Annotated in this window: 22 protein-coding genes; 12 read left to right on the top strand and 10 right to left on the bottom strand. The window is 31.9% G+C overall.

What is annotated here, in order from left to right; translation table 11 throughout:
- Position 1 precedes the first annotated feature (1 nt).
- Both SIB75_RS04180 and psb28 read right to left on the bottom strand, forming a co-directional pair.
- A complete protein-coding gene (locus SIB75_RS04180) occupies positions 2-238 on the bottom strand; it encodes a hypothetical protein (protein ID WP_413684262.1) in 237 nt (78 codons plus the stop codon).
- Positions 239-501: 263 nt separating this feature from the next.
- Complete coding sequence (gene psb28, locus SIB75_RS04175; RefSeq protein ID WP_413684261.1) at positions 502-861, bottom strand: photosystem II reaction center protein Psb28; 360 nt, start codon at positions 859-861, stop codon at positions 502-504.
- A gap of 222 nt (positions 862-1,083) precedes the next feature.
- Here psb28 and SIB75_RS04170 point away from each other — a divergent pair, with 222 nt between their 5' ends.
- Together SIB75_RS04170 and SIB75_RS04165 are read left to right on the top strand one after the other, a co-directional pair.
- Positions 1,084-1,785, top strand: a complete 702-nt coding sequence (locus tag SIB75_RS04170; RefSeq protein WP_413684259.1) for an esterase/lipase family protein — start codon at positions 1,084-1,086, stop codon at positions 1,783-1,785.
- 474 nt (positions 1,786-2,259) lie between these two features.
- Positions 2,260-2,436: a hypothetical protein gene (locus SIB75_RS04165; protein ID WP_413684258.1), complete on the top strand. Its 177-nt coding sequence runs from the start codon at positions 2,260-2,262 to the stop codon at positions 2,434-2,436.
- Between the two features lie 252 nt (positions 2,437-2,688).
- Here SIB75_RS04165 and SIB75_RS04160 read toward each other — a convergent pair whose 3' ends face one another.
- From SIB75_RS04160 to SIB75_RS04135, 6 genes are read right to left on the bottom strand one after another with little or no spacing between them, the layout of a single operon-like run.
- Positions 2,689-4,266, bottom strand: coding sequence for a GMC oxidoreductase (locus SIB75_RS04160; protein WP_413684256.1), 1,578 nt, complete (start codon positions 4,264-4,266; stop codon positions 2,689-2,691).
- A gap of 42 nt (positions 4,267-4,308) precedes the next feature.
- Positions 4,309-4,902, bottom strand: a complete 594-nt coding sequence (locus tag SIB75_RS04155) for a heme-copper oxidase subunit III (RefSeq protein ID WP_413684255.1) — start codon at positions 4,900-4,902, stop codon at positions 4,309-4,311.
- Positions 4,903-6,594, bottom strand: coding sequence for a cytochrome c oxidase subunit I (locus SIB75_RS04150; RefSeq protein WP_413684254.1), 1,692 nt, complete (start codon positions 6,592-6,594; stop codon positions 4,903-4,905). It lies immediately after the preceding gene.
- A 9-nt stretch (positions 6,595-6,603) separates the two neighbouring features.
- Complete coding sequence (locus tag SIB75_RS04145; RefSeq protein ID WP_413684253.1) at positions 6,604-7,542, bottom strand: cytochrome c oxidase subunit II; 939 nt, start codon at positions 7,540-7,542, stop codon at positions 6,604-6,606.
- The gene (locus tag SIB75_RS04140) at positions 7,542-8,189 is read right to left on the bottom strand and encodes a DUF2231 domain-containing protein (RefSeq protein ID WP_413684251.1); all 648 of its coding nucleotides are present in this window, start codon (positions 8,187-8,189) and stop codon (positions 7,542-7,544) included. Before SIB75_RS04140 ends, SIB75_RS04145 begins: the two co-directional genes overlap by 1 nt.
- On the bottom strand, positions 8,189-8,683 hold the full coding sequence (locus SIB75_RS04135; RefSeq protein WP_413684249.1) for a DUF2231 domain-containing protein: 495 nt from the start codon (positions 8,681-8,683) through the stop codon (positions 8,189-8,191). Before SIB75_RS04135 ends, SIB75_RS04140 begins: the two co-directional genes overlap by 1 nt.
- A 532-nt stretch (positions 8,684-9,215) precedes the next feature.
- Between SIB75_RS04135 and SIB75_RS04130 the strand changes: the two genes are divergently transcribed.
- Both SIB75_RS04130 and SIB75_RS04125 read left to right on the top strand, forming a co-directional pair.
- Positions 9,216-9,404: a hypothetical protein gene (locus SIB75_RS04130; RefSeq protein ID WP_413684248.1), complete on the top strand. Its 189-nt coding sequence runs from the start codon at positions 9,216-9,218 to the stop codon at positions 9,402-9,404.
- A 105-nt stretch (positions 9,405-9,509) separates the two neighbouring features.
- Positions 9,510-9,806 carry a hypothetical protein gene (locus tag SIB75_RS04125; protein ID WP_413684247.1) on the top strand — a complete coding sequence of 99 codons (297 nt, stop codon included), beginning with the start codon at positions 9,510-9,512 and terminating at the stop codon, positions 9,804-9,806.
- 248 nt (positions 9,807-10,054) lie between these two features.
- On the opposite strand, the gene SIB75_RS04120 is transcribed toward SIB75_RS04125, so the two are convergent.
- A complete protein-coding gene (locus tag SIB75_RS04120; RefSeq protein WP_413684246.1) occupies positions 10,055-10,285 on the bottom strand; it encodes a hypothetical protein in 231 nt (76 codons plus the stop codon).
- Positions 10,286-10,497: 212 nt separating this feature from the next.
- Between SIB75_RS04120 and SIB75_RS04115 the strand changes: the two genes are divergently transcribed.
- From SIB75_RS04115 to SIB75_RS04090, 6 genes are all read left to right on the top strand, one after another.
- Complete coding sequence (locus SIB75_RS04115; RefSeq protein WP_413684245.1) at positions 10,498-10,641, top strand: hypothetical protein; 144 nt, start codon at positions 10,498-10,500, stop codon at positions 10,639-10,641.
- Positions 10,642-10,659: 18 nt separating this feature from the next.
- Entirely contained in the window at positions 10,660-10,953 is a 294-nt protein-coding gene (locus tag SIB75_RS04110; RefSeq protein WP_413684244.1) for an inward rectifier potassium channel, read from the top strand.
- 207 nt (positions 10,954-11,160) lie between these two features.
- Positions 11,161-12,156, top strand: a complete 996-nt coding sequence (locus tag SIB75_RS04105) for a FecCD family ABC transporter permease (RefSeq protein WP_413684242.1) — start codon at positions 11,161-11,163, stop codon at positions 12,154-12,156.
- A 5-nt stretch (positions 12,157-12,161) separates the two neighbouring features.
- Positions 12,162-12,938 carry an ABC transporter ATP-binding protein gene (locus SIB75_RS04100; protein WP_413684240.1) on the top strand — a complete coding sequence of 259 codons (777 nt, stop codon included), beginning with the start codon at positions 12,162-12,164 and terminating at the stop codon, positions 12,936-12,938.
- Between the two features lie 218 nt (positions 12,939-13,156).
- Positions 13,157-15,475 (top strand): TonB-dependent receptor domain-containing protein, encoded by a 2,319-nt coding sequence (locus tag SIB75_RS04095; protein ID WP_413684239.1) that lies wholly within the window; start codon positions 13,157-13,159, stop codon positions 15,473-15,475.
- A gap of 49 nt (positions 15,476-15,524) precedes the next feature.
- Positions 15,525-16,406, top strand: a complete 882-nt coding sequence (locus SIB75_RS04090; RefSeq protein WP_413684237.1) for an ABC transporter substrate-binding protein — start codon at positions 15,525-15,527, stop codon at positions 16,404-16,406.
- A 3-nt stretch (positions 16,407-16,409) separates the two neighbouring features.
- On the opposite strand, the gene SIB75_RS04085 is transcribed toward SIB75_RS04090, so the two are convergent.
- Complete coding sequence (locus SIB75_RS04085; RefSeq protein ID WP_413684235.1) at positions 16,410-17,129, bottom strand: energy transducer TonB; 720 nt, start codon at positions 17,127-17,129, stop codon at positions 16,410-16,412.
- Between the two features lie 85 nt (positions 17,130-17,214).
- Between SIB75_RS04085 and SIB75_RS04080 the strand changes: the two genes are divergently transcribed.
- Positions 17,215-17,832 carry a MotA/TolQ/ExbB proton channel family protein gene (locus SIB75_RS04080; RefSeq protein WP_413684234.1) on the top strand — a complete coding sequence of 206 codons (618 nt, stop codon included), beginning with the start codon at positions 17,215-17,217 and terminating at the stop codon, positions 17,830-17,832.
- Positions 17,833-17,841: 9 nt separating this feature from the next.
- Positions 17,842-18,249, top strand: coding sequence for an ExbD/TolR family protein (locus tag SIB75_RS04075; RefSeq protein ID WP_413684232.1), 408 nt, complete (start codon positions 17,842-17,844; stop codon positions 18,247-18,249).
- Positions 18,250-18,304: the final 55 nt, after the last annotated feature.

Raw genomic sequence — 18,304 nt, 5'->3', positions numbered from 1 at the left:
TTTAATCAGTAATATTTGCAGTAACTTCCTTTTCCTGTAGAGGATCTTCATCTACCTCATTCTTTCCTTCCGTAGATTCATTATTTGATGTCGTTTCTAGATTCATAACCTCTTGTTCTTTAGAAGAAGTATCATTTGAATCTTCATTTATCCTTTTAATTCCAAAATCATCCTTACCAATAGCAAAGAATGCTATTCCTAAGATAAAAAATGCTGAAATAGCTATTAATGGAAACATGTTATTTGTAAGTTAAAACAATCTATATATATATTGTTTTTTTTTATTTTTGTTCTGAGGATTTAAATATTAATATTAATGTTCTTTTGATTAATATATTTGTTACTTTACTTGCAATTTTAAGTTTAAACCATTCACAAAAAAGTATTAGATGATAAGAGCTATTTGAATTTATAAGTATGTATCTTGTATAAATTTGACCTGTGAGACTTTGCTGGAAATTGTTCGTCTTTTAGATTGAGGTAATGATTAGCTTTATGCTATTACTTAGGTTCATGATTCTCTTCATAAGCAAGACCATTTTGTTTGGCATATCGATTTGCGAAACGCATGAATCTATTAAAATCTCTTTGTGACTTCCAACAGTAAACAGCCTCTATAGCAGTATATTTCCCATTTTTTTTTGAAACAGCGATATTTATTTCTCTAGTAGTTATTTTCCCTTCTTCATCAATTAAATACATTCCCTGTATTTCTTTAAAATTATCTGACAATAATGCGTCAGGACTATTAAATCTGAAAAAAGCCTGTCCTGCTTCTCCATCTTTGCTTTTTGTAAGCCTTATTTCTGGAATAACTTTTTCGTCGACACCGTTAAAGAATTGTATCGCAACATCGTTCATCTACTTTTCTTGATTTCTTTTTTACTTTAAATACTTTTTTAGAGAGAACTTTAAAGAATGTCATTGCATACATCGATATGTAGTCGCTATTACTATCAGGGAATCTTCAAAAAGCTTTTATGTAAAGTAGTCAGTTTATTAAAATTAAGCATTTTTAAAATTTCAATTAGTTAATGATTACAATGCTTATCAGAATAAATTCGTTAGGGTTTTGTACTAAATATGAATACATATTTTGATCAGCCAATTGTTATCCTTGGTGGTTTCTTGATTGATGGTAGTGCTTATAAAGAAATGAGAGAATATATTAAAAGTAGAACAAATAACAAAGTAGTAGTAGTTCCAGTAAATAAAATAGAGTGGCTTAGTACTAATTGGTCATTTGGTTGGAAGATCATTCTTGATAAAGTTAATAAAATAGTGAATGAACTATCGAACGAGTCGTCTACAAATAAAGTCACTTTGATAGGTCATAGCTCTGGAGGCATGATCCTCAGATTGTATTTATCAGATCTTTTATTTAATCGGAAGATCTACAATGGGAAGGATTATGCTAATTGCCTAATCACCCTAGGAAGTCCCAATCAAGCAAAAAGAGCCACATATCTACGTAATTTTGTAAGCTCAAAATTACCAGGTAGTTTCTATAGCGAAGACGTAAGTTATATATCTGTTGCTGGTGAATTAGACTTGAGCGGAACTATTGCGACAAAAACCTCACTGAGGCTAAGCAGGTCATCTTATAGAGCATTGAATGGGAATGGAGATGTTATTGGAGATGGACTAGTCCCTAGAGATTCGGCATTACTAATTGGCTCAAAGCAGGTAGTGGTGAAAGAGACAGCACACGGAAAAGCTTTTGGTAAGGATTGGTATGGCTCTAAAAATAAAGTTGAAGAATGGTTGAATAAATCATCGGAATGAAATACTAATAATTCTGAGTAATATAAATGGTTTTCTCTTTGTAAAACTTGACTTAAGATAAATACTAGAAGATCATAAAAGCACTACATATGTAGCAATTAAGCAAACAAAGAGATAAAAGAAAAACTATATTAGTAATTTATATTTTTGACATGGAATTAGATCCAATTACTATATGGTTGGTAAGGATTTCTTCATAAATCCTTATTTTTTTTAGGATTAATACTTGTTATGCGATACCACTTCTTGCCTTGAAGGCTAGCTCTGCAATTTCGTTAATACAAGAGACAATTCAGAGTGATTTAAAAGATATTCTTACTGGATTAATAGAGAAGCTTTAAAAGCCAAGACAAGCAAAAGAAACAATAGATACATATATATACTTAATATTTTACTTTCAATACTTAAGAGAATAAGCTTATTGTTTGACCTTGTTATTTGTTTTTGTAGTTTATTAATAGGTGTTTTAATTTAATGAGAAATAGAAAAAATATAGAAGATTTAATTACCTCTTCTTTGACAGAGATATTAAAAAGATCATTAACACTTGAGAGGAAAGATCAAATTGCAATTTCTCAAGAGTTTAAAGAATGGATTCATGGAGTAACCAAAGAGGAAGATATTTGGGTTATAAATCATCCAATCAAATAATCTGTAAAATTTAAATTTAATAATTCTTTTTAGTTTTTATTTGTTTGTTCTCTTTTAATTGTGTATCTGATTTTTCATTATTTCCAATAAGTAAATACATCATTGATTCCCACATAAGTTATAAAAAAATTTCAAGGACTATATCTTATATTTCGATTTTAAATAATTTATTAGCTACAATTAAGTCAATAAATTTTTACCCTCAAAGAATAAATTTATACATTTAATTCCTTTTCTTTGAATCTTAAAGACCTACGACCCACCCCAGCAAGTAATCTGGGGATTAATCCCAGTAGTTAATTTATCTGCCATACGTAGTGCTAAAGCAATAATCGTTAGGCCATGACCAACACTTGGACAGCTTGGAAAAATACTTGAATCAACGATATATAAATTTTCCAGATCATGACATTTACCATTCAGATCTACAACTGAGGAATTAGGTGATGTTCCCATTCGACAAGTACCACATGCATATCCAACAACACTTAGAGGAGCTGAACCTCTTGGGTGAGTAGGTGTTCTTGTTACTACCATTGTTCTCGAATCTCGCTCGACCTTATTTAAAGTATCTAACCATCTATAAACAAGTCGATCATGTGCCTCAAGATTATTATGTAAATAGTTAATTCGGATTTTATTGTCGTCAACCCAAACTCTATTGTCGGGGTCTGGCAAAACTTCTGTCATAGCCCACCAAGTAATAGATCTAGAAGCTAGTCGTCTAAGCCCAAAATCTGGTATTAATTTTGTTATTAACGATAGGACAGGTGGAGATTCGGCAAACAATGCGTCTTTCAAGACTCCACCACCAGATTGAATATGACCAAGAGGGAAATTCACATTCTTGTCTCCCCAGTAATAGTCATTAATACCAAATGATCTATTAAAAAGACCATTGTTTTGCTCATTAGATCTTTGCAAAATACAAGTGAGCTGAAGATTCATTAGATTCCGGCCTACTTGACCTGAGCTATTACTTAACCCATTTGGATGCTTTGCTGTTTTAGAATTCAACATTATCACTGGGGTATTAATGGCACCAGCTGCTAATACAACAATATCGGATGAAAACAACCAAATATCTTCTTCTAATTTGACCTCTACACCTTTTATTGCTTTACCACTTGGATTGACATGTAGTTTTAGGACATTGGCATTAGTTTTTACATCTAGTCGGTTCTTATCAGAAGAATATAAACCAAATAATTGAGCATCTCCTCTAGGGAAAAAAGAGCAATTTTCAAAATTATCACTATCTTCTTTTATTGAGTCAGGCCAGCTTATTGGCAAGTCATACGGTTGGCATCCATTTCTTATAAGTGACTCTCTAATTAACTCTAAAAAATTTTCTAATTTTCTTGGAGCATTGTTATATTTACTTTTACGCGGAGGGTCTGTAGGGTCTATACCTCCTTGCCCATGAACATTAAACAGTTTCTCGGCATATTCGTAATATGGTTCAAGCTCCTCATAACTAAAAGGCCAAGAGGGAGATATTCCCTCTTGCAGAGGCAATGAAAGAAAATCTTTTTCTCTCATTCGTTGCAAAACTGCACCCCAGATTTTTGTATTACCACCAAGTGCATAAGCTGTTTGAGGTGCGAAAGGATCTCCATCTGGACCAAACCACTTTTCTCCTAAAGGATGATATTTTGTTTTTCTGAATAAATCAGTACCTTTTATATTTTGATCTTCAGGAGGTAATTGACCTCCACGTTCAAGTAGCAGTACCCATTTACCTTGTCTACTCAACTCACTTGCAAGAGTAGAACCGCCTGCTCCACTTCCAACTATTATGCAGTCATAATGATGATCATCTATAAACATTATCTTCTATCTTTATTTTGAATTTCCATAATTAAATAAATACTATTGCCACACATAAATTAAGACAAATAAGATAATCCAAATCACATCTACAAAGTGCCAAAAAAGACTTACTGATTCAACACCCATTTCACCTCTGTCATAATTGCCTGGTATAAATGAACGTATTAACATTAAACCCATTAGTAGTATTCCAGTTATTACATGTAATCCATGGAAACCAGTAAGTAAATAGAATAAACTCCCAAAAACTCCACTGCTTAGGCTGAAGGTTAATTCAGACCATTCAATATATTGACCATATACAAAATAAGATCCCATCAGCATGGTAACTAGCCAAATAATTCTAAATCCCCAATAATTCTTTTTATGTAAATACCTCTCAGCAAAATAAATAACGAAACTAGAACTTACTAAAACAATTGTATTTATTAAAGGCTCCCTTACAGCTATCCCACTAACACCATCAGGATACCAAGTAGGTGCAGTGATTTTTAAAACTCCATATCCTACAAAAAAAGCAAAGAAAATAATACTTTCAGAACATAGGAAAATAATAAAACCCGTTAAATTATGTCCATCATGTTTAACATGACCGGGAGTATGAAGCAATACTTCTGATTTAGTGGTAGTCATTTAACTATCTTTCAAAGCTTTCGAAATATAAAATTCTTCATCAAGAATAAATGGTTTATTCAATCCATAATTATATGGCTCATTGAGTACAGTTGGGATGTCATCTTCAAAGTTTTCATGTGGAGGTGGTGATGGTAATAACCATTCAAGACCAATAGCACCCCAGGGGTTTGGAGGTGCTTTTTTCCCTCTGGACCATGAACTAACCATATTTAAAATAAAAGGAATGGACGCGACTCCTAGCATAAAAGCTCCAATACTCGCTATTACATTCCAAATAGCAAATTCTGGATCATAAGAAGCGACTCTCCTTGGCATACCTAATAGACCAGCCCAGTGTAAAGGCAACCAATTTAATGTTGCGCCTATAAAGGTTAAAGCAAAATGTACTTTGCCAAGCCCTTCATAAAACATTCGACCTGTGAATTTTGGGAACCAGTGATAAATTCCAGCAAAAATTCCAAAAGCTATTGTATTGAAAATGATGTAATGAAAATGGGCTACAACAAAGTATGTATTGCCTACATGAATATCAATTGGTACTGTTGCAAGCATTACTCCAGTAATACCTCCAAAAATAAAATTAAAAAGGCCTCCTAAGCAAAACAACATAGGTGTATTCAATCTTAAATTGCCTCCCCAAAGAGTTGCTATCCATGCGAAAACCTTAACTCCAGTGGGAACAGCAATTAACATTGTTGTAAACATAAAAAGGTTTCTCATCCACATTGGCGTACCTGTATAAAACATATGATGTACCCAAACAACGAGAGACAATATCGTTATTCCAAAGGAAGCTACGGCTACAAATTTATAGCCAAATAATGGTTTACGAGAATAGGCAGGAAACAATTCAGAAAATATACCAAATACAGGCAAAACCATTACATACACTGCGGGATGTGAATAGAACCAAAAAAAATGTTGAAATAAAACTGGATCACCACCTGTTTCCGGATTGAAAAAGCTTGTTCCAAAATTGAGATCAAAGAAGAGCATTATTGCTCCACCTGTAAGTGCTGGGAGTCCAAGAAGTTGAAGAATTTGTGCGGCTAAAACAGTCCAAATAAAAATAGGCATTTTAAAAAAGGCCATACCTGGAGCTCGCATTTGAATTATCGTAGTTACGAAATTAAGCGCCCCTATGATTGATGAGACACCTGATAGACCAATGGCTACTATCCATAACATTTGGCCATTAAGAAAATGACCTAGTGGGTTTTGAATACTTACAGGGGGATATGACCACCATCCAGAGGAAGCTGGTCCTCCTGGAACAAAAAAGCTTGCAAGTAATACAATTGAAAAGACTGGTACTAACCAAAAGGCAAGAGCATTTAATTTTGGGAATGCCATATCTGGTGCGCCAATCATTGGTGGAACTAGTAGATTCGTTAGTCCACTAAGTACAGGAAACAAGAACAGAAAGAGCATTACTGTCCCATGCATTGTGTAAAGACCGTTATAAACACTTGGATCAAAAAGATCTGATGGTGGCGTAATCAACTCACCTCTTATCAACATCCCAAGTAACCCACCTAACAACAAGAAAAAAAGAGCTGTTACTATGTATTGAATACCTATAACCTTTGCATCAGTATTAAAACCAAAAAATCTTCTCCAATTGTTCGGAGCTCCAGGTACTGGATGGCTGGCTTTTAGAACACGTTCGTCGTAATTAGTTATTGTCATAAATCGAATCTATCCTTCATGTGGTTGCTGATAATCTCCAGGCTCATTAACCATTGGGGAGGATTTTGGAGGTACAGTTGCCCATCCCCTATCTCCTTTTTCTAATCGTTTTTTATAAAGAATACCAGCTTGATTTAAACCATTAACAGGTACTTTTTTTACAGTTTTGTTGATCCAATTCTGGTAAGAATCTTTTGATTCAACAATTACATTAGTTTGATTTTCTGAAAAATATGTTCCGCTGAACATCGAATCTCTAAGACGATAAACACCTGCTCTCGTTGGTGTAAGGCTATATTCGATAATACTGCCTGGAATAATATCCTGTTTCAAACGAAAAGCAGGAATATAGAAACCATGTAATACATCCTTAGAAATCAATCTAAAGTTAATCTTTTTATTGATTGGTAAATGTAACTCAGAACTAGAAAACCCCTCAGGATAAACAAACTCCCAGTTCCATTGTCTTGCTATTACATCAATTGGAGCATCAGAAATATTTTGTCCAAGTTCGGAATTTTGAATTAAATCTTTTTGTGGATCATATTTAGATTTTGATCCTAAATTCTTAAGAGTGCTATTAATAGTTGTTGAATAAATTGCTATTGCAATAACAAGTAAAAGTGGTATTACAGTCCAAACAATTTCTAAATTTGTATTACCCTCTATGGGCTCTCCAAAACTTTCATCATATTTTGGTGCTCTATTAAATATTAATACCCATCCAATTACACCTGAACAACCAAGAAAAATAAAAGTTCCAATGCCTGTTTCAAAAGCAAATAGATTATCTACATAGGGAGCTGCTGCTGATGCTTGTACTGGAAGCCAAGAATATGACCAACTAGCCATTAATTTACTAAGAAGTAAATCAATAAAGATTGCTAATGATACACCCACTATAGAGATTAACTTTTGATTAATAATTCTTTTTAGATTTGATTTCATTATAAAATGCTTGTAAGATCATTTCCTTTAACTAAAAGTTGATCTGCTGTAATATGAACACCAAAATCACTTGCTAACCATGCTCCTAGACTTCCATGTAATCCCATAATCAATAGAATAATAGTACCTGAAAATAAATATGCCCATGACACTTGTCTCCCAAAATCTTTTCTAAAAACAAATCTTTGATAACCTCTCCAAACTGTCATTGTAATTAATATAAATAATATTAAAACTCCACCCACACCATGCCAAAGCATTGTTGTAATAGCTCCTTGTCCAATAATACTTTTTACACCTCCTATTGGAACAGCTAAAAGCATTTCAAAGAAGCCTGTAGCTACTGTGAAAAATGTTATAAATGAGGCTGCAAGAATGTTATACCAACCAACATCATGAAATCCAACCCTGGTTACTGGAAAAGCTAAAAATCTAAGTATTCTTTTTTCAAAAGGATAAAGGGCTCCTGCAATATCAAAAGCTATTGCGATAGCAAATAGTCCAATAGTCAGGTGAACAAGATTGGGGTGAATAGGGATTTTATAAGGAAGATCATTGGGACCTAAAGAACTTTTAATTTCTGAAATCGGAGATGAGATATCAGATAAAATATAATAATAATTTGCAAGTATATTATTGAATAACATTATATTATCCCATCTCGGATTGCATTAACTACAGGAACAGTATGCAATCCATAAATCCAAACAAGTTTATCACCTAAATAAACTTGAATACAAACAAGAAAAGCTAGCATTATATCAACCAATAAAAAACCGATAGATAGATTATTAGGGTTGTTTTGACGTGAGACATAACGCCAGCTAGTTATTATTGAAAGAATTGCTGCTAATGACCAACCAATCGTGCTGTGATAGTTCAAAATATCCCTTGAAGAGCCATAAGGATTCGCTAAACCTGCTTCAATTTGACCGAAAATAATAGCAATAAAAATTGCAATAGTAGCAACTATTAAATTAAGAAAACTAACTTCAAAAAGATTAGATCTTTTAGTGATAATTCCAATAATATCAAATACTACTGCTATTAAAGTCATAGCAATGACAAAGTGAACAACTATAGGATGTATTACATCGATCCAAGGAAGATTTTTTTCATTAAGTGCTGGCAGTAGACTCATTACTACTAGACCTAGCTGTAGATACATATCATGTCAATGCAATAAAAAAGGTCAATGTCTTATGTAAGATTATGTTGCTTTTATAGTAATAAAGATTACTTTGAATTTTCTTATTGAATTCTTAAAAAAATAATTAGGATTGAGGGTAAAGTCTGGCGATCTTTTCCTTTTGCTCCTTCATCTTTTTATCTTTTGGCCCCAGAGATTTATTTGAATACATCTCTCGAATCGAGATATACCCTACATAGAACATCATAAGAGAGAAAATGAATCCTGTTACTAAGATGAGAATGCCTAATACACTTTGCGGGGCTAGAAATTCTAATCCCAAAGTTTCAGCTAAATACATCAATTAAATATCTACCTAATAAAATATTATGAAAATATTCAGATAAACCCATAAAAAAAGATTCACTTCAGGAGTAAATTTAATACATAATACTTTCCTCTCGTTTAAATTAGGTGATTACACTCTTTCAATAATTCTTTTAGTAATGGCAGCATAAATGTTTGACTTTATTAATTTTAGAAAATGAAAAAAATAAAAAAGATTATATCAAAAGGGAAAACAGAAATTGATTTCCAGGATATTGATAGGCAGCTTCTAGTAGGTTTCGAATGCAACCAATATGATGATGATAATAAAAAATTCCTTTCAATGATAAGAGAGCAAACCAATTCAGCCTTGGATAATAAAAAGTATTGGAATGCCAAATATTAAAGTTGAATAGGCTAAGTTTTTTAATTAAAAATATCTATTTAGTCAGAAAACTGCCGAATATCAACTTATTACACACTTAAGATTCGAATTAAACGAGAATATTTCTTGAGTAAGGATTTTCAAAATGTATCAATTGTTAGTTTATTTTATATAAAAATATATAGACAAAAAAATTATGACGGTAATGATAATGTAAATTCATATTTAAATAAACAAGTGTATTTTGAAGCTGATGATCTTGATCACTTAACAAGTAATGGAACAGACTATCAAACAAATCTAGAACATAGAAACTTTGCTATTAATCATTTAAATCAATCTTTTGTTATTTCTTCTCCCTTCGGTAGATTGGTTTCATATATAAATGCATTTTTAGATAAATATGTAGAAGTGAAGAATTAGAGTTTTATTGCAAGTTTGTATAAATATAACTCTAAAACGTATTAATTGTTTTTGCAAACTATTTCAGCACAGCCTATAGTTTGAATAAAAATACTCACATGAATGAATTAATAACACCATTACCAATTGATAAAGCTATAAATAAGTCTGATTTTCGAATTTTTTTTAAATGTATTTGGACAGGGGTATTATTTTCTTTGATTGTTCATTATTTAGCAAATCACTAATAAATTATTCATAAACCAAATTTAGAAAGGCTTTAAGACTCCCTTCCCTTCCTCATCTTTTTCATCTTCTGATTTGTAATCAGTAGGTTCATATTCGAATTTTCCAAAAAAACCTGACATAAGCCAAACAATTGAAGTTCCTATCGCAATTATTAAACTCCCAAAACCTAATATAAATAGTCCTTTAAATAATAAAATTAACCCTGTTGTTAAAAGTGCTAGAGAAAAATTAAATAAAATCTGCGGATTCATTAAAATTATTTTAAATTATAGATTATAGATTATAAACTTATTAATCATTAAATATATATTGTTAGACTTATAGTATTTTATGCTGAGTTGTTTTATTTAATAAGAATATATATATCAAATTTTACCTTTAGATTAATTAATTTTAATCTATATTTAATAAACTTATAATTATTCCACTTATGGATTAATTTATCAAAAAATTTAATTCTATAATGAAGTCAAAGCAAGATAGGTATTTTAATTGTCTGGAACATTGTCACCGTCATGAGCAATTTGAGACTCCAAAAAGAATTTGTTTAGCAACCTTAACTGACGATCCTTTTGATAATCCAAAAGTAAGCATTGATCAGACCTGATTTTCTTCAATTAATTATATGAATTTTAATTTTAAAACAGTAATTGAAGATTATTGTGGAACTGGAAAACTTTCTGAGGAAGAAGTTGATTTCTTAGAGAGAGAACATAATAAAACCATGAGTTCAATTTGTGAGACATCAACTCCATCAATTGCTCATTGGAATATATGCGAAGCTTGTAATCTTAAACAGAGAAGTTTCTGGATTTCTTGTAATGCATCAATACTTGATAAGATTAGGCCTGTTAAGACCGGGAAGCCAAGAGCTTATAAATTATTTGATGCTCTTTGTCTATATAAGCTTTTAAACTAAAAAACTAATACTATTTTTCAAATGTTTTATTTTCAATCATCCTCACCATGATTTAATTAGCTTTGACTCTTTTAATAGGTTTTCTTCTGTAAGAACTATCAAGCTTAAAAGTCAGGCATGTAATATTTGTACATGGCATAAATATTAGAATAACTATCGTAAAGTTGAAATAATTTCTTTCAGGTGTCCTATCAAAAGTTTTTAAACTTGTTTAGAGAAAAGAATAGATTGAACGCAGCAGTTCTTTTAGTATTTATTGCCTTAGTCATAGTTTTGTCTTTAAGTAGAGGTTCGGTTGGATTAAGTAGTCATGAAATAATCAAAGCATTCTTACGAGAGGGTGATTTAACTAATCAAATTATTTTTTGGGAGCTTAGACTTCCAAGATTAATTGCTTCTTTACTTGTTGGCTCAGCATTAGGTATGTCTGGAGCTCTTCTACAAGGAATGCTAAGGAATGGATTGGCAAGTCCTTACTTGCTAGGTATCTCTGCAGGCTCGGGCTTGGTAATTGTTTTGTTGATAAGCATGGGTTTATGGCTCTCTTGGATTCCGATTGCTGCATGGATAGGAGCAATTATTACGACCTTAATCGTCTATTGTTTAGCAAAATCGGGGACTTCCATATCAGTAGAAAGATTGATTCTAGCAGGGGTTGCATTAAGTAGTCTTTTTGGATCTATTCAGTCAATGCTTCTTCTACAAGCAGAAGATGGAAGAGTTCAAGCTGCTTTGACTTGGTTAATAGGTAGTCTTAATTCCAGAGGGTGGACTGAAATCAAGTTAGCTGGACCACCAATCATCTTTGCTTTAGTTGTGGGATTATTACTCTCAAGACAATTGAATTTATTAGGTTTGGGAGATGAATTATCTGTAGGTTTAGGAAATTCTTTATTTCGTTCAAGATGCTTAATTGGTGCATCTGCAACTCTGTTGGCTGCAAGCTCAGTTAGCGTTGGTGGCTTGATTGGATTTGTAGGTTTGATTGTCCCCCATGCCGTACGATTTTTATTTGGGACAGACTATAAAGTTGTTCTTCCATTCTCTGCTTTATTAGGTGCTTTAACACTTAGTTCAGCCGATTTGATTGCAAGATCAGGAGCTATTGAATTACCTGTTGGAATCATCACATCATTATTAGGTGCCCCAATTTTTATAGTCTTATTATATAAAAGACAAAAATCTTTAACTAGTTTGAGATAGACGTAATGACACTAATAACAAAAGATTTCTCTACCGGTTATGAAAAAAATAAAATCATTAAATCGATAAGTCTCTCATTGGAGAAATCTGAGTGGTTAGGTATTGTTGGAGCGAATGGATCAGGTAAATCCACTTTCTTAAAAGGTATTAGCCGAATACTTGATGCATATACAGGTATTGCTTATTTAGATGGGAATGATATTCATCATGCCTCTACAAAAGAAATCGCTAAAAAGATCTCTGTATTACCTCAACAAAATAGCTCAAGTTTATCCTTAACTGTCTATGAATTGGTCTGCCTTGGTCGTTCCCCTCATAAACAATGGTGGGAATTAGATCTTGATGAAAATGACCATTTTGAAGTTGAAAAATCTATTGCATTAACTGATATGACCTCTTTAAAAAACAAACCTGTATATTCTTTATCTGGTGGTCAACGTCAACGAGCTTTTCTTTCTCTTGCGCTTGCTCAAGATGCAAAAACCCTTTTATTGGATGAACCAACAACTTTTTTAGACCTTCGATATCAACTTCAATTTTTAGATTTACTAAAAAGACTGAATAATGAACAGGAACTTTCAATTGTTACTGTTATTCATGACCTGAATTTAGCCGCAAGATATTGCGACCGAATAGCAGTAATAAAAGATGGTGAACTATTAGCAATTGATAAACCTAGAGAAGTTTTAACTCAGGAGCTTTTGAAGAAAGCTTTTCAAGTGGAGACATGTCAAATAGAGACACCTATTGGTCTTCAAATATGTACAATTAAATCTGACTAATTAAACGATGCACTGAAAAAACTACTTTTAGTGTGTATTTTGCTACCAAGGAATGATCCAATTAACACTATTTCATCCGAATACGCCGTGGATGAGTATTTTTACCGATCAATTTGTATAAATAGCTACCTTCATGGAAAGTTTTAATTCGGTTATTGCTTTATAAAAAGAATGTATATATCTTGTTGTGTGAGGCAGGAGTGAAATTTTTTCGTCAGTTGTTGGTAATTCCAGCAGCTATTTCCATAGCGGTACCAGTTGCTGCTCAAATAAATCTAGAAAAAGATAACCTCAAAATAAAACAGCATCAAATTGCTCAAGATATTTCATCTGATGGATATTTGATTGCCGACTCAAATTCTGGGAATATAAAAGACGATTCTGATTCTCTTGAAATTACCGTAACTGGAACAAGAAATGAAAAATTTGTAGATGATGTCCCTTCTTCTATTGATGTTATAGATTTATCTGATGAAAAATATAGTGGTTTTTCTGAATTAAAAGATCTGTTTAAGTATGAAACAGGTGTTTCGGTAGAAGTTGATAGTTATATTCCTTATAGCGCAGCATCTGCTGTAGAAGGCAACGTAAATATAAGAGGAATGGTTGATAACAGAGTCTTATTTACTCAGGATGGAATACGTCTTCCAAATGCTTTTGGTTATAGTGCTCCTTTAGCTTATAACTACGATCGTGGCTCTTTTGTAGACTTTAATACAATCAAAACAGTTGAGATTGTCAAGGGACCTGGATCAACTCTATTTGGAAGTGATGCTTTAGGAGGAATTCTTTCTTACAGATCATTGCAAGCTAGTGATCTTCTAAAAACAGGGGAAGATTTTGCGATCGAAATACCTACTAGCTATACGAGCCACACCAAAGGCAAAAATGGTGCAATTAAAATTGCTGCTAGAGACGAAAATTTAGGGACCTCAGCCGTCGCTGTATATAGTTATTTAAACTCTGAAGAATATCTTCCAAAGGATTTTACAGATAGGGAGAAATGGATAAATGATGTTGAAAGGACTGGTTCAACATTCTTTATAAATGCTCAAAAGGAAGCAGGAGAGAATAAAAAGCTTGGATTGATTTTAGAAAGAGTTCAAAGAGACACAGAAAGTACTAAACCTGTAAATACGTTAACAAGTTATGGTCCTACTCTTTCTTATACAAAGCAGTCACAAGATGTAGATGTTACTAAAGACAGGATTGTTTTATCATATTCGTATGATAATGCAGAAAAAGTTTCAGGCTTTAATAGTTTTATAGCTAAAGGATATTATCAAAATGCAGAGACGGATGATATTTGGGATGATAATAGACTTTCAGGTTTTGCTCGTACTCCACAATTAAGAATATCAGACTATCAATTAAAGGACGAAAGTTATGGAGCAGATATTCAATTTGGTTCAAAAATAAATGATCATAATCTTACCTATGGAATTGAGGCTTCAACAACTGATAATTCATACCTACAAGAAAGATGGACGACAAATTTACTTACTGGTGTAGTGACTCCTGATCATAAAAAGAGAGTTCCAGATGGCGAGACAAAGAGAATTGGTGTTTATCTACAAGATGAAGTAAGGATCGGGAAAGTAGATGTTACAGCTGGTGTTAGATTTGAAAATACAAAAATAGACGTTGAGACTGATGCTATTCATACAAAATATTGCTCAGGTGATGGAGCATACACTTGCTTGCTTGGAGAACTTGATGTTAACGCATTAACTCCAAAAATAGGGGCAATCTATGACGTGTCTCCAAATGTTGCATTCTATGGGCAGTATGCTGCTGGCTTTAGAGTCCCCACATGGGAGGAGATGAATGCCTATCAAGTAAACCTTTTTGCTAGTCGTTATGGACAGCCATACCAAATCAGACCTAATCCAGATGTAGAGCCTGAAAAAAGTAACAGTTTTGAGATAGGATTAAGAGGTAAGACTGAACGAAATAAATTTAGATTGGCTACATTTATAAATAAATACGAAGACCTGATTGGAAGCACTTCACTTGGCAAACAAACTGTTGATAATGTTCCTAATGTGAACGTTTCAAAAATAGATAATGTAGGCAAGGCAACCATTTGGGGCGTTGAACTTAACAATGATTTTAAATTAACTGAAAATAAAAATGGAAAATTTTCTTTAATAAATTCAGTTTCTTATTTGAAGGGTGAAGATGACGAGGCAAACGAGCCATTAGATGATATTGATCCCTTCAAAGTAGTAACAGGATTCCAATTCTCAAATCCTACAGACACTTTTAATGCCGAACTAATTGCAACATATGTAGGCGTTGCTCGATTACCAGAAAGTGATACTTATTATAAACCTGATGCATATACAGTTTTTGATCTAATTGGGGCCTATCAAGCAACTGACTCTCTAAAGCTTGACATAGGTATTTATAATTTAGCAGATAAAAGATATTACAATTACCAAAATACTAGAACAGTAAGACCTACAACTACAGCAATTGAGCGTTACTCTCAGCCAGGTAGATCGTTGAAAGCAGGATTTAAATATAGATTTTAAGACTAGTTAATAATCTAGTTTTAATAAATTAAATTCAAATTGATTATTTATGTTTAAATTCAATAGAAAACACTTATCTTCAATTTTTTTATTTTTATCACTAATAATTAGTGGTTGTTCCCCTAGCTTAAAAGAAAAATCTATAAATAAAACTGTATCTTTCAAGAATAATCTAACGAATAAAAAACGGGTTGTTGCATTAACTTCTTTAACTTCGGACTTGGTTGATAGACTTAGTCCCGAATCACTTATAGCTATACCAGATAGTCGTTTATTGAAAAGTAAGGAACAATTTAAAAATAAGATTGTTGTAAGCCAGGGAAGAAATCCACCTAATATTGAACAGATAATTGCTTTGAAACCTGATTTAGTTTTAGGAGCTAAGGGATTTCATGACAAAGCATTATTTCAAATCAATGATTTAGGGATTGAAGTTATCTCTACTGAGATAAAAGATTGGAATAATCTAGAGTTATTAACTGAAGAAATTAGCAATTATTTAGAAGTAGATAACCAACCTTTATATTTATTGACTCCATATTGTAACCAACCCCAAGGAGAAGTCTCTACTGATTCGACTATAGTGCTGGTTAGTAGTTCACCACTGCTATCTCCAAATAAGAAAAGTTGGGCTGGATCTATATTAAATAAATTTTATATAAATAATCTTATTAGAGACATTCAATCAAAAAGCGGCTTCGATGGCTATGTGACTTTATCTCCAGAAACATTGCTTAAAAAAAATCCTGATAATATTATTCTTATAGATACAGGTAATGATATGAAAGAATTATTTTTGAGTAAATCTTACTCATCTAACTTGAAAGCAGTTAAAAATAATAATATTTTTACCTTTAATTATTATGGTTTAATTAATCCTGGAAGTATTGATAGCATTAATACTGCTTGCAAAAAATTGATCGAGTTGTAATTTTTATCTATAGTTTTTAATTTTATGTTTATATCTAATATTTATTGTACTTTTATCAGAAATGGGTTTAAATGTTGATTTTATTGCCGCTCGAATGGAAGCTTTATCAATATCTTCATAACCACTCGAACGAATAATGATTGCATTTTCAACCAGACCATTGGTAGCTATGGTGACTTTAATTATCGTAATCCCTTCCATACCTTTTCTTATTGATTCTTGTGAATAGATTGGTTCAATACATTTTTTACAAATAATCTCTTTACTACCTTTACCTTTAAGCTTTCCTTTAGAAGTTTCATTTACTAGTTTATTTGATTTGTTTCCTGATATTGATTCTTTTTTAGAACTTACTAATTCATTCTTTTGTTGTTGATTATTATTTTTGTTTTCCTTCTGTTCATTTGTTTGAATATTTTGTTTATTTACCTTTGATTTCGTAGTAATACTTGAAATCACATTAGTTGATTTTTTTGTGTTACTTTTCTTGCTTTTTTGTCGTTCATTTGTATTGTTTTGGTTGTTTAGGACCTGGCTAGATCTATTTTTCTTAATAGATAGTCCAGCTCCAGTTATCATTTCGAGTTCTATAAATTCAATAGGTTTATTTGTTGTACCTAAGTATTTATCTGATTTTGAATAGAAAAATAATAAAGAATGGAGCAATATTGATAACATAATTGCTATTTTTGATTTATTATTGGCTATAAATTTTCTATTCACGATGTTTTGTAAAAAATCCATATTTTATACACATACTATAATTCTAGATTACATGTATACTTAAGCAAGTAATAATGAGATTTATATGTGGCTTGTTTTTGAATCTGGTGGATTAGTAATGTGGCCGTTATTATTATGCTCATTATTATGTTTTTATTGCGCTATTGAAAGAATTATTTTTTGGCGTAATCTTAAATGGTATAACAATAATATAAAAGAAAATATTATTGATAATTATTTAAATTCGGCTTCATCTTTTATTCATTTCTTGAATAAAGATAATAATTATCCTCTATTTTCTATTTTAATAAAAGCACTTAAGTTTGATAATTGTTCTGATGAAAGCTTTCATTTGGCTTTATCTAGTGCATTGCAATCAGAAATGCCTTCATTAAAAAAACATACTAATATTTTTTCGACAATAATTACAATCTCTCCTTTACTTGGCTTATTAGGGACGGTGTTGGGACTAATTGACTCTTTCTCTTTTATTAATCTAGGTCAGGCTGGTGTTAATAATATCAAAGTGACAGGTGGCATCAGCGAAGCACTTGTTTCTACTGCTGCAGGTTTAATTGTTGCAATTATTTCTCTTATGTTTTCCAATTATTTTAAGATAGAATGCCAAAGAGAGCTTCCTATAATTCAAGAATTTTTAGTACAGTTTGAAATTGCTAGAACTGAAAAAAATAAGCGAATTTAATTTTGTAAGATGAAGATTGTCGATGAGTACGAATCTAATCTAGAAGGAGAAGGAATTAATATTGTTCCTATGATAGATGTTATATTTGCAATTCTTACCTTCTTTATAATTTCTAGCCTTGACTTAATAAGATTAGATAATATACCAGTTAATTTACCAAAGGCTAGCACCTCAACCTTAGTTAAGGAAAAGCCAATAGTTTTAACTATTGATAGAGAAAATAATATCTTTTTAGAGAATAAACCTATTAATTCCAAAATACTTGTAGATCAAATTAAAAAAATTATTTCCAATTATTCTACTAATATTTTGGTAATTTCTGCAGACAAGGAGGTTGCTCATGGGAAAGTTGTCGAGGTTATTGACCAAGTAAGGTCTATTGATAATTTACGAATCGGTATGTCTACAGATAAATGAATATCGAAAATGTGTAGTTATTATAAATCTTCTAATCAATTAGCATTCGTGTGCC

The organism is Prochlorococcus sp. MIT 1011, assembly GCF_047305235.1.
GTDB lineage: Bacteria > Cyanobacteriota > Cyanobacteriia > PCC-6307 > Cyanobiaceae > Prochlorococcus_B.
Note: the sequence above shows the minus strand (reverse complement) of the source record. Positions and strands in the feature narration are given on the sequence as shown.

What these genes read in the sequence shown, in the direction of transcription:
- SIB75_RS04180 (WP_413684262.1), bottom strand. Translation starts at nt 238, where the DNA reads ATGTTTCCATTAATAGCTATTTCAGCATTTTTTATCTTAGGAATAGCA.
- psb28 (WP_413684261.1), bottom strand. Translation starts at nt 861, where the DNA reads ATGAACGATGTTGCGATACAATTCTTTAACGGTGTCGACGAAAAAGTT.
- SIB75_RS04170 (WP_413684259.1), top strand. Translation starts at nt 1,084, where the DNA reads ATGAATACATATTTTGATCAGCCAATTGTTATCCTTGGTGGTTTCTTG.
- SIB75_RS04165 (WP_413684258.1), top strand. Translation starts at nt 2,260, where the DNA reads ATGAGAAATAGAAAAAATATAGAAGATTTAATTACCTCTTCTTTGACA.
- SIB75_RS04160 (WP_413684256.1), bottom strand. Translation starts at nt 4,266, where the DNA reads ATGTTTATAGATGATCATCATTATGACTGCATAATAGTTGGAAGTGGA.
- SIB75_RS04155 (WP_413684255.1), bottom strand. Translation starts at nt 4,902, where the DNA reads ATGACTACCACTAAATCAGAAGTATTGCTTCATACTCCCGGTCATGTT.
- SIB75_RS04150 (WP_413684254.1), bottom strand. Translation starts at nt 6,594, where the DNA reads ATGACAATAACTAATTACGACGAACGTGTTCTAAAAGCCAGCCATCCA.
- SIB75_RS04145 (WP_413684253.1), bottom strand. Translation starts at nt 7,542, where the DNA reads ATGAAATCAAATCTAAAAAGAATTATTAATCAAAAGTTAATCTCTATA.
- SIB75_RS04140 (WP_413684251.1), bottom strand. Translation starts at nt 8,189, where the DNA reads ATGTTATTCAATAATATACTTGCAAATTATTATTATATTTTATCTGAT.
- SIB75_RS04135 (WP_413684249.1), bottom strand. Translation starts at nt 8,683, where the DNA reads ATGAGTCTACTGCCAGCACTTAATGAAAAAAATCTTCCTTGGATCGAT.
- SIB75_RS04130 (WP_413684248.1), top strand. Translation starts at nt 9,216, where the DNA reads ATGAAAAAAATAAAAAAGATTATATCAAAAGGGAAAACAGAAATTGAT.
- SIB75_RS04120 (WP_413684246.1), bottom strand. Translation starts at nt 10,285, where the DNA reads ATGAATCCGCAGATTTTATTTAATTTTTCTCTAGCACTTTTAACAACA.
- SIB75_RS04115 (WP_413684245.1), top strand. Translation starts at nt 10,498, where the DNA reads ATGAAGTCAAAGCAAGATAGGTATTTTAATTGTCTGGAACATTGTCAC.
- SIB75_RS04110 (WP_413684244.1), top strand. Translation starts at nt 10,660, where the DNA reads ATGAATTTTAATTTTAAAACAGTAATTGAAGATTATTGTGGAACTGGA.
- SIB75_RS04100 (WP_413684240.1), top strand. Translation starts at nt 12,162, where the DNA reads ATGACACTAATAACAAAAGATTTCTCTACCGGTTATGAAAAAAATAAA.
- SIB75_RS04090 (WP_413684237.1), top strand. Translation starts at nt 15,525, where the DNA reads ATGTTTAAATTCAATAGAAAACACTTATCTTCAATTTTTTTATTTTTA.
- SIB75_RS04080 (WP_413684234.1), top strand. Translation starts at nt 17,215, where the DNA reads ATGTGGCTTGTTTTTGAATCTGGTGGATTAGTAATGTGGCCGTTATTA.
- SIB75_RS04075 (WP_413684232.1), top strand. Translation starts at nt 17,842, where the DNA reads ATGAAGATTGTCGATGAGTACGAATCTAATCTAGAAGGAGAAGGAATT.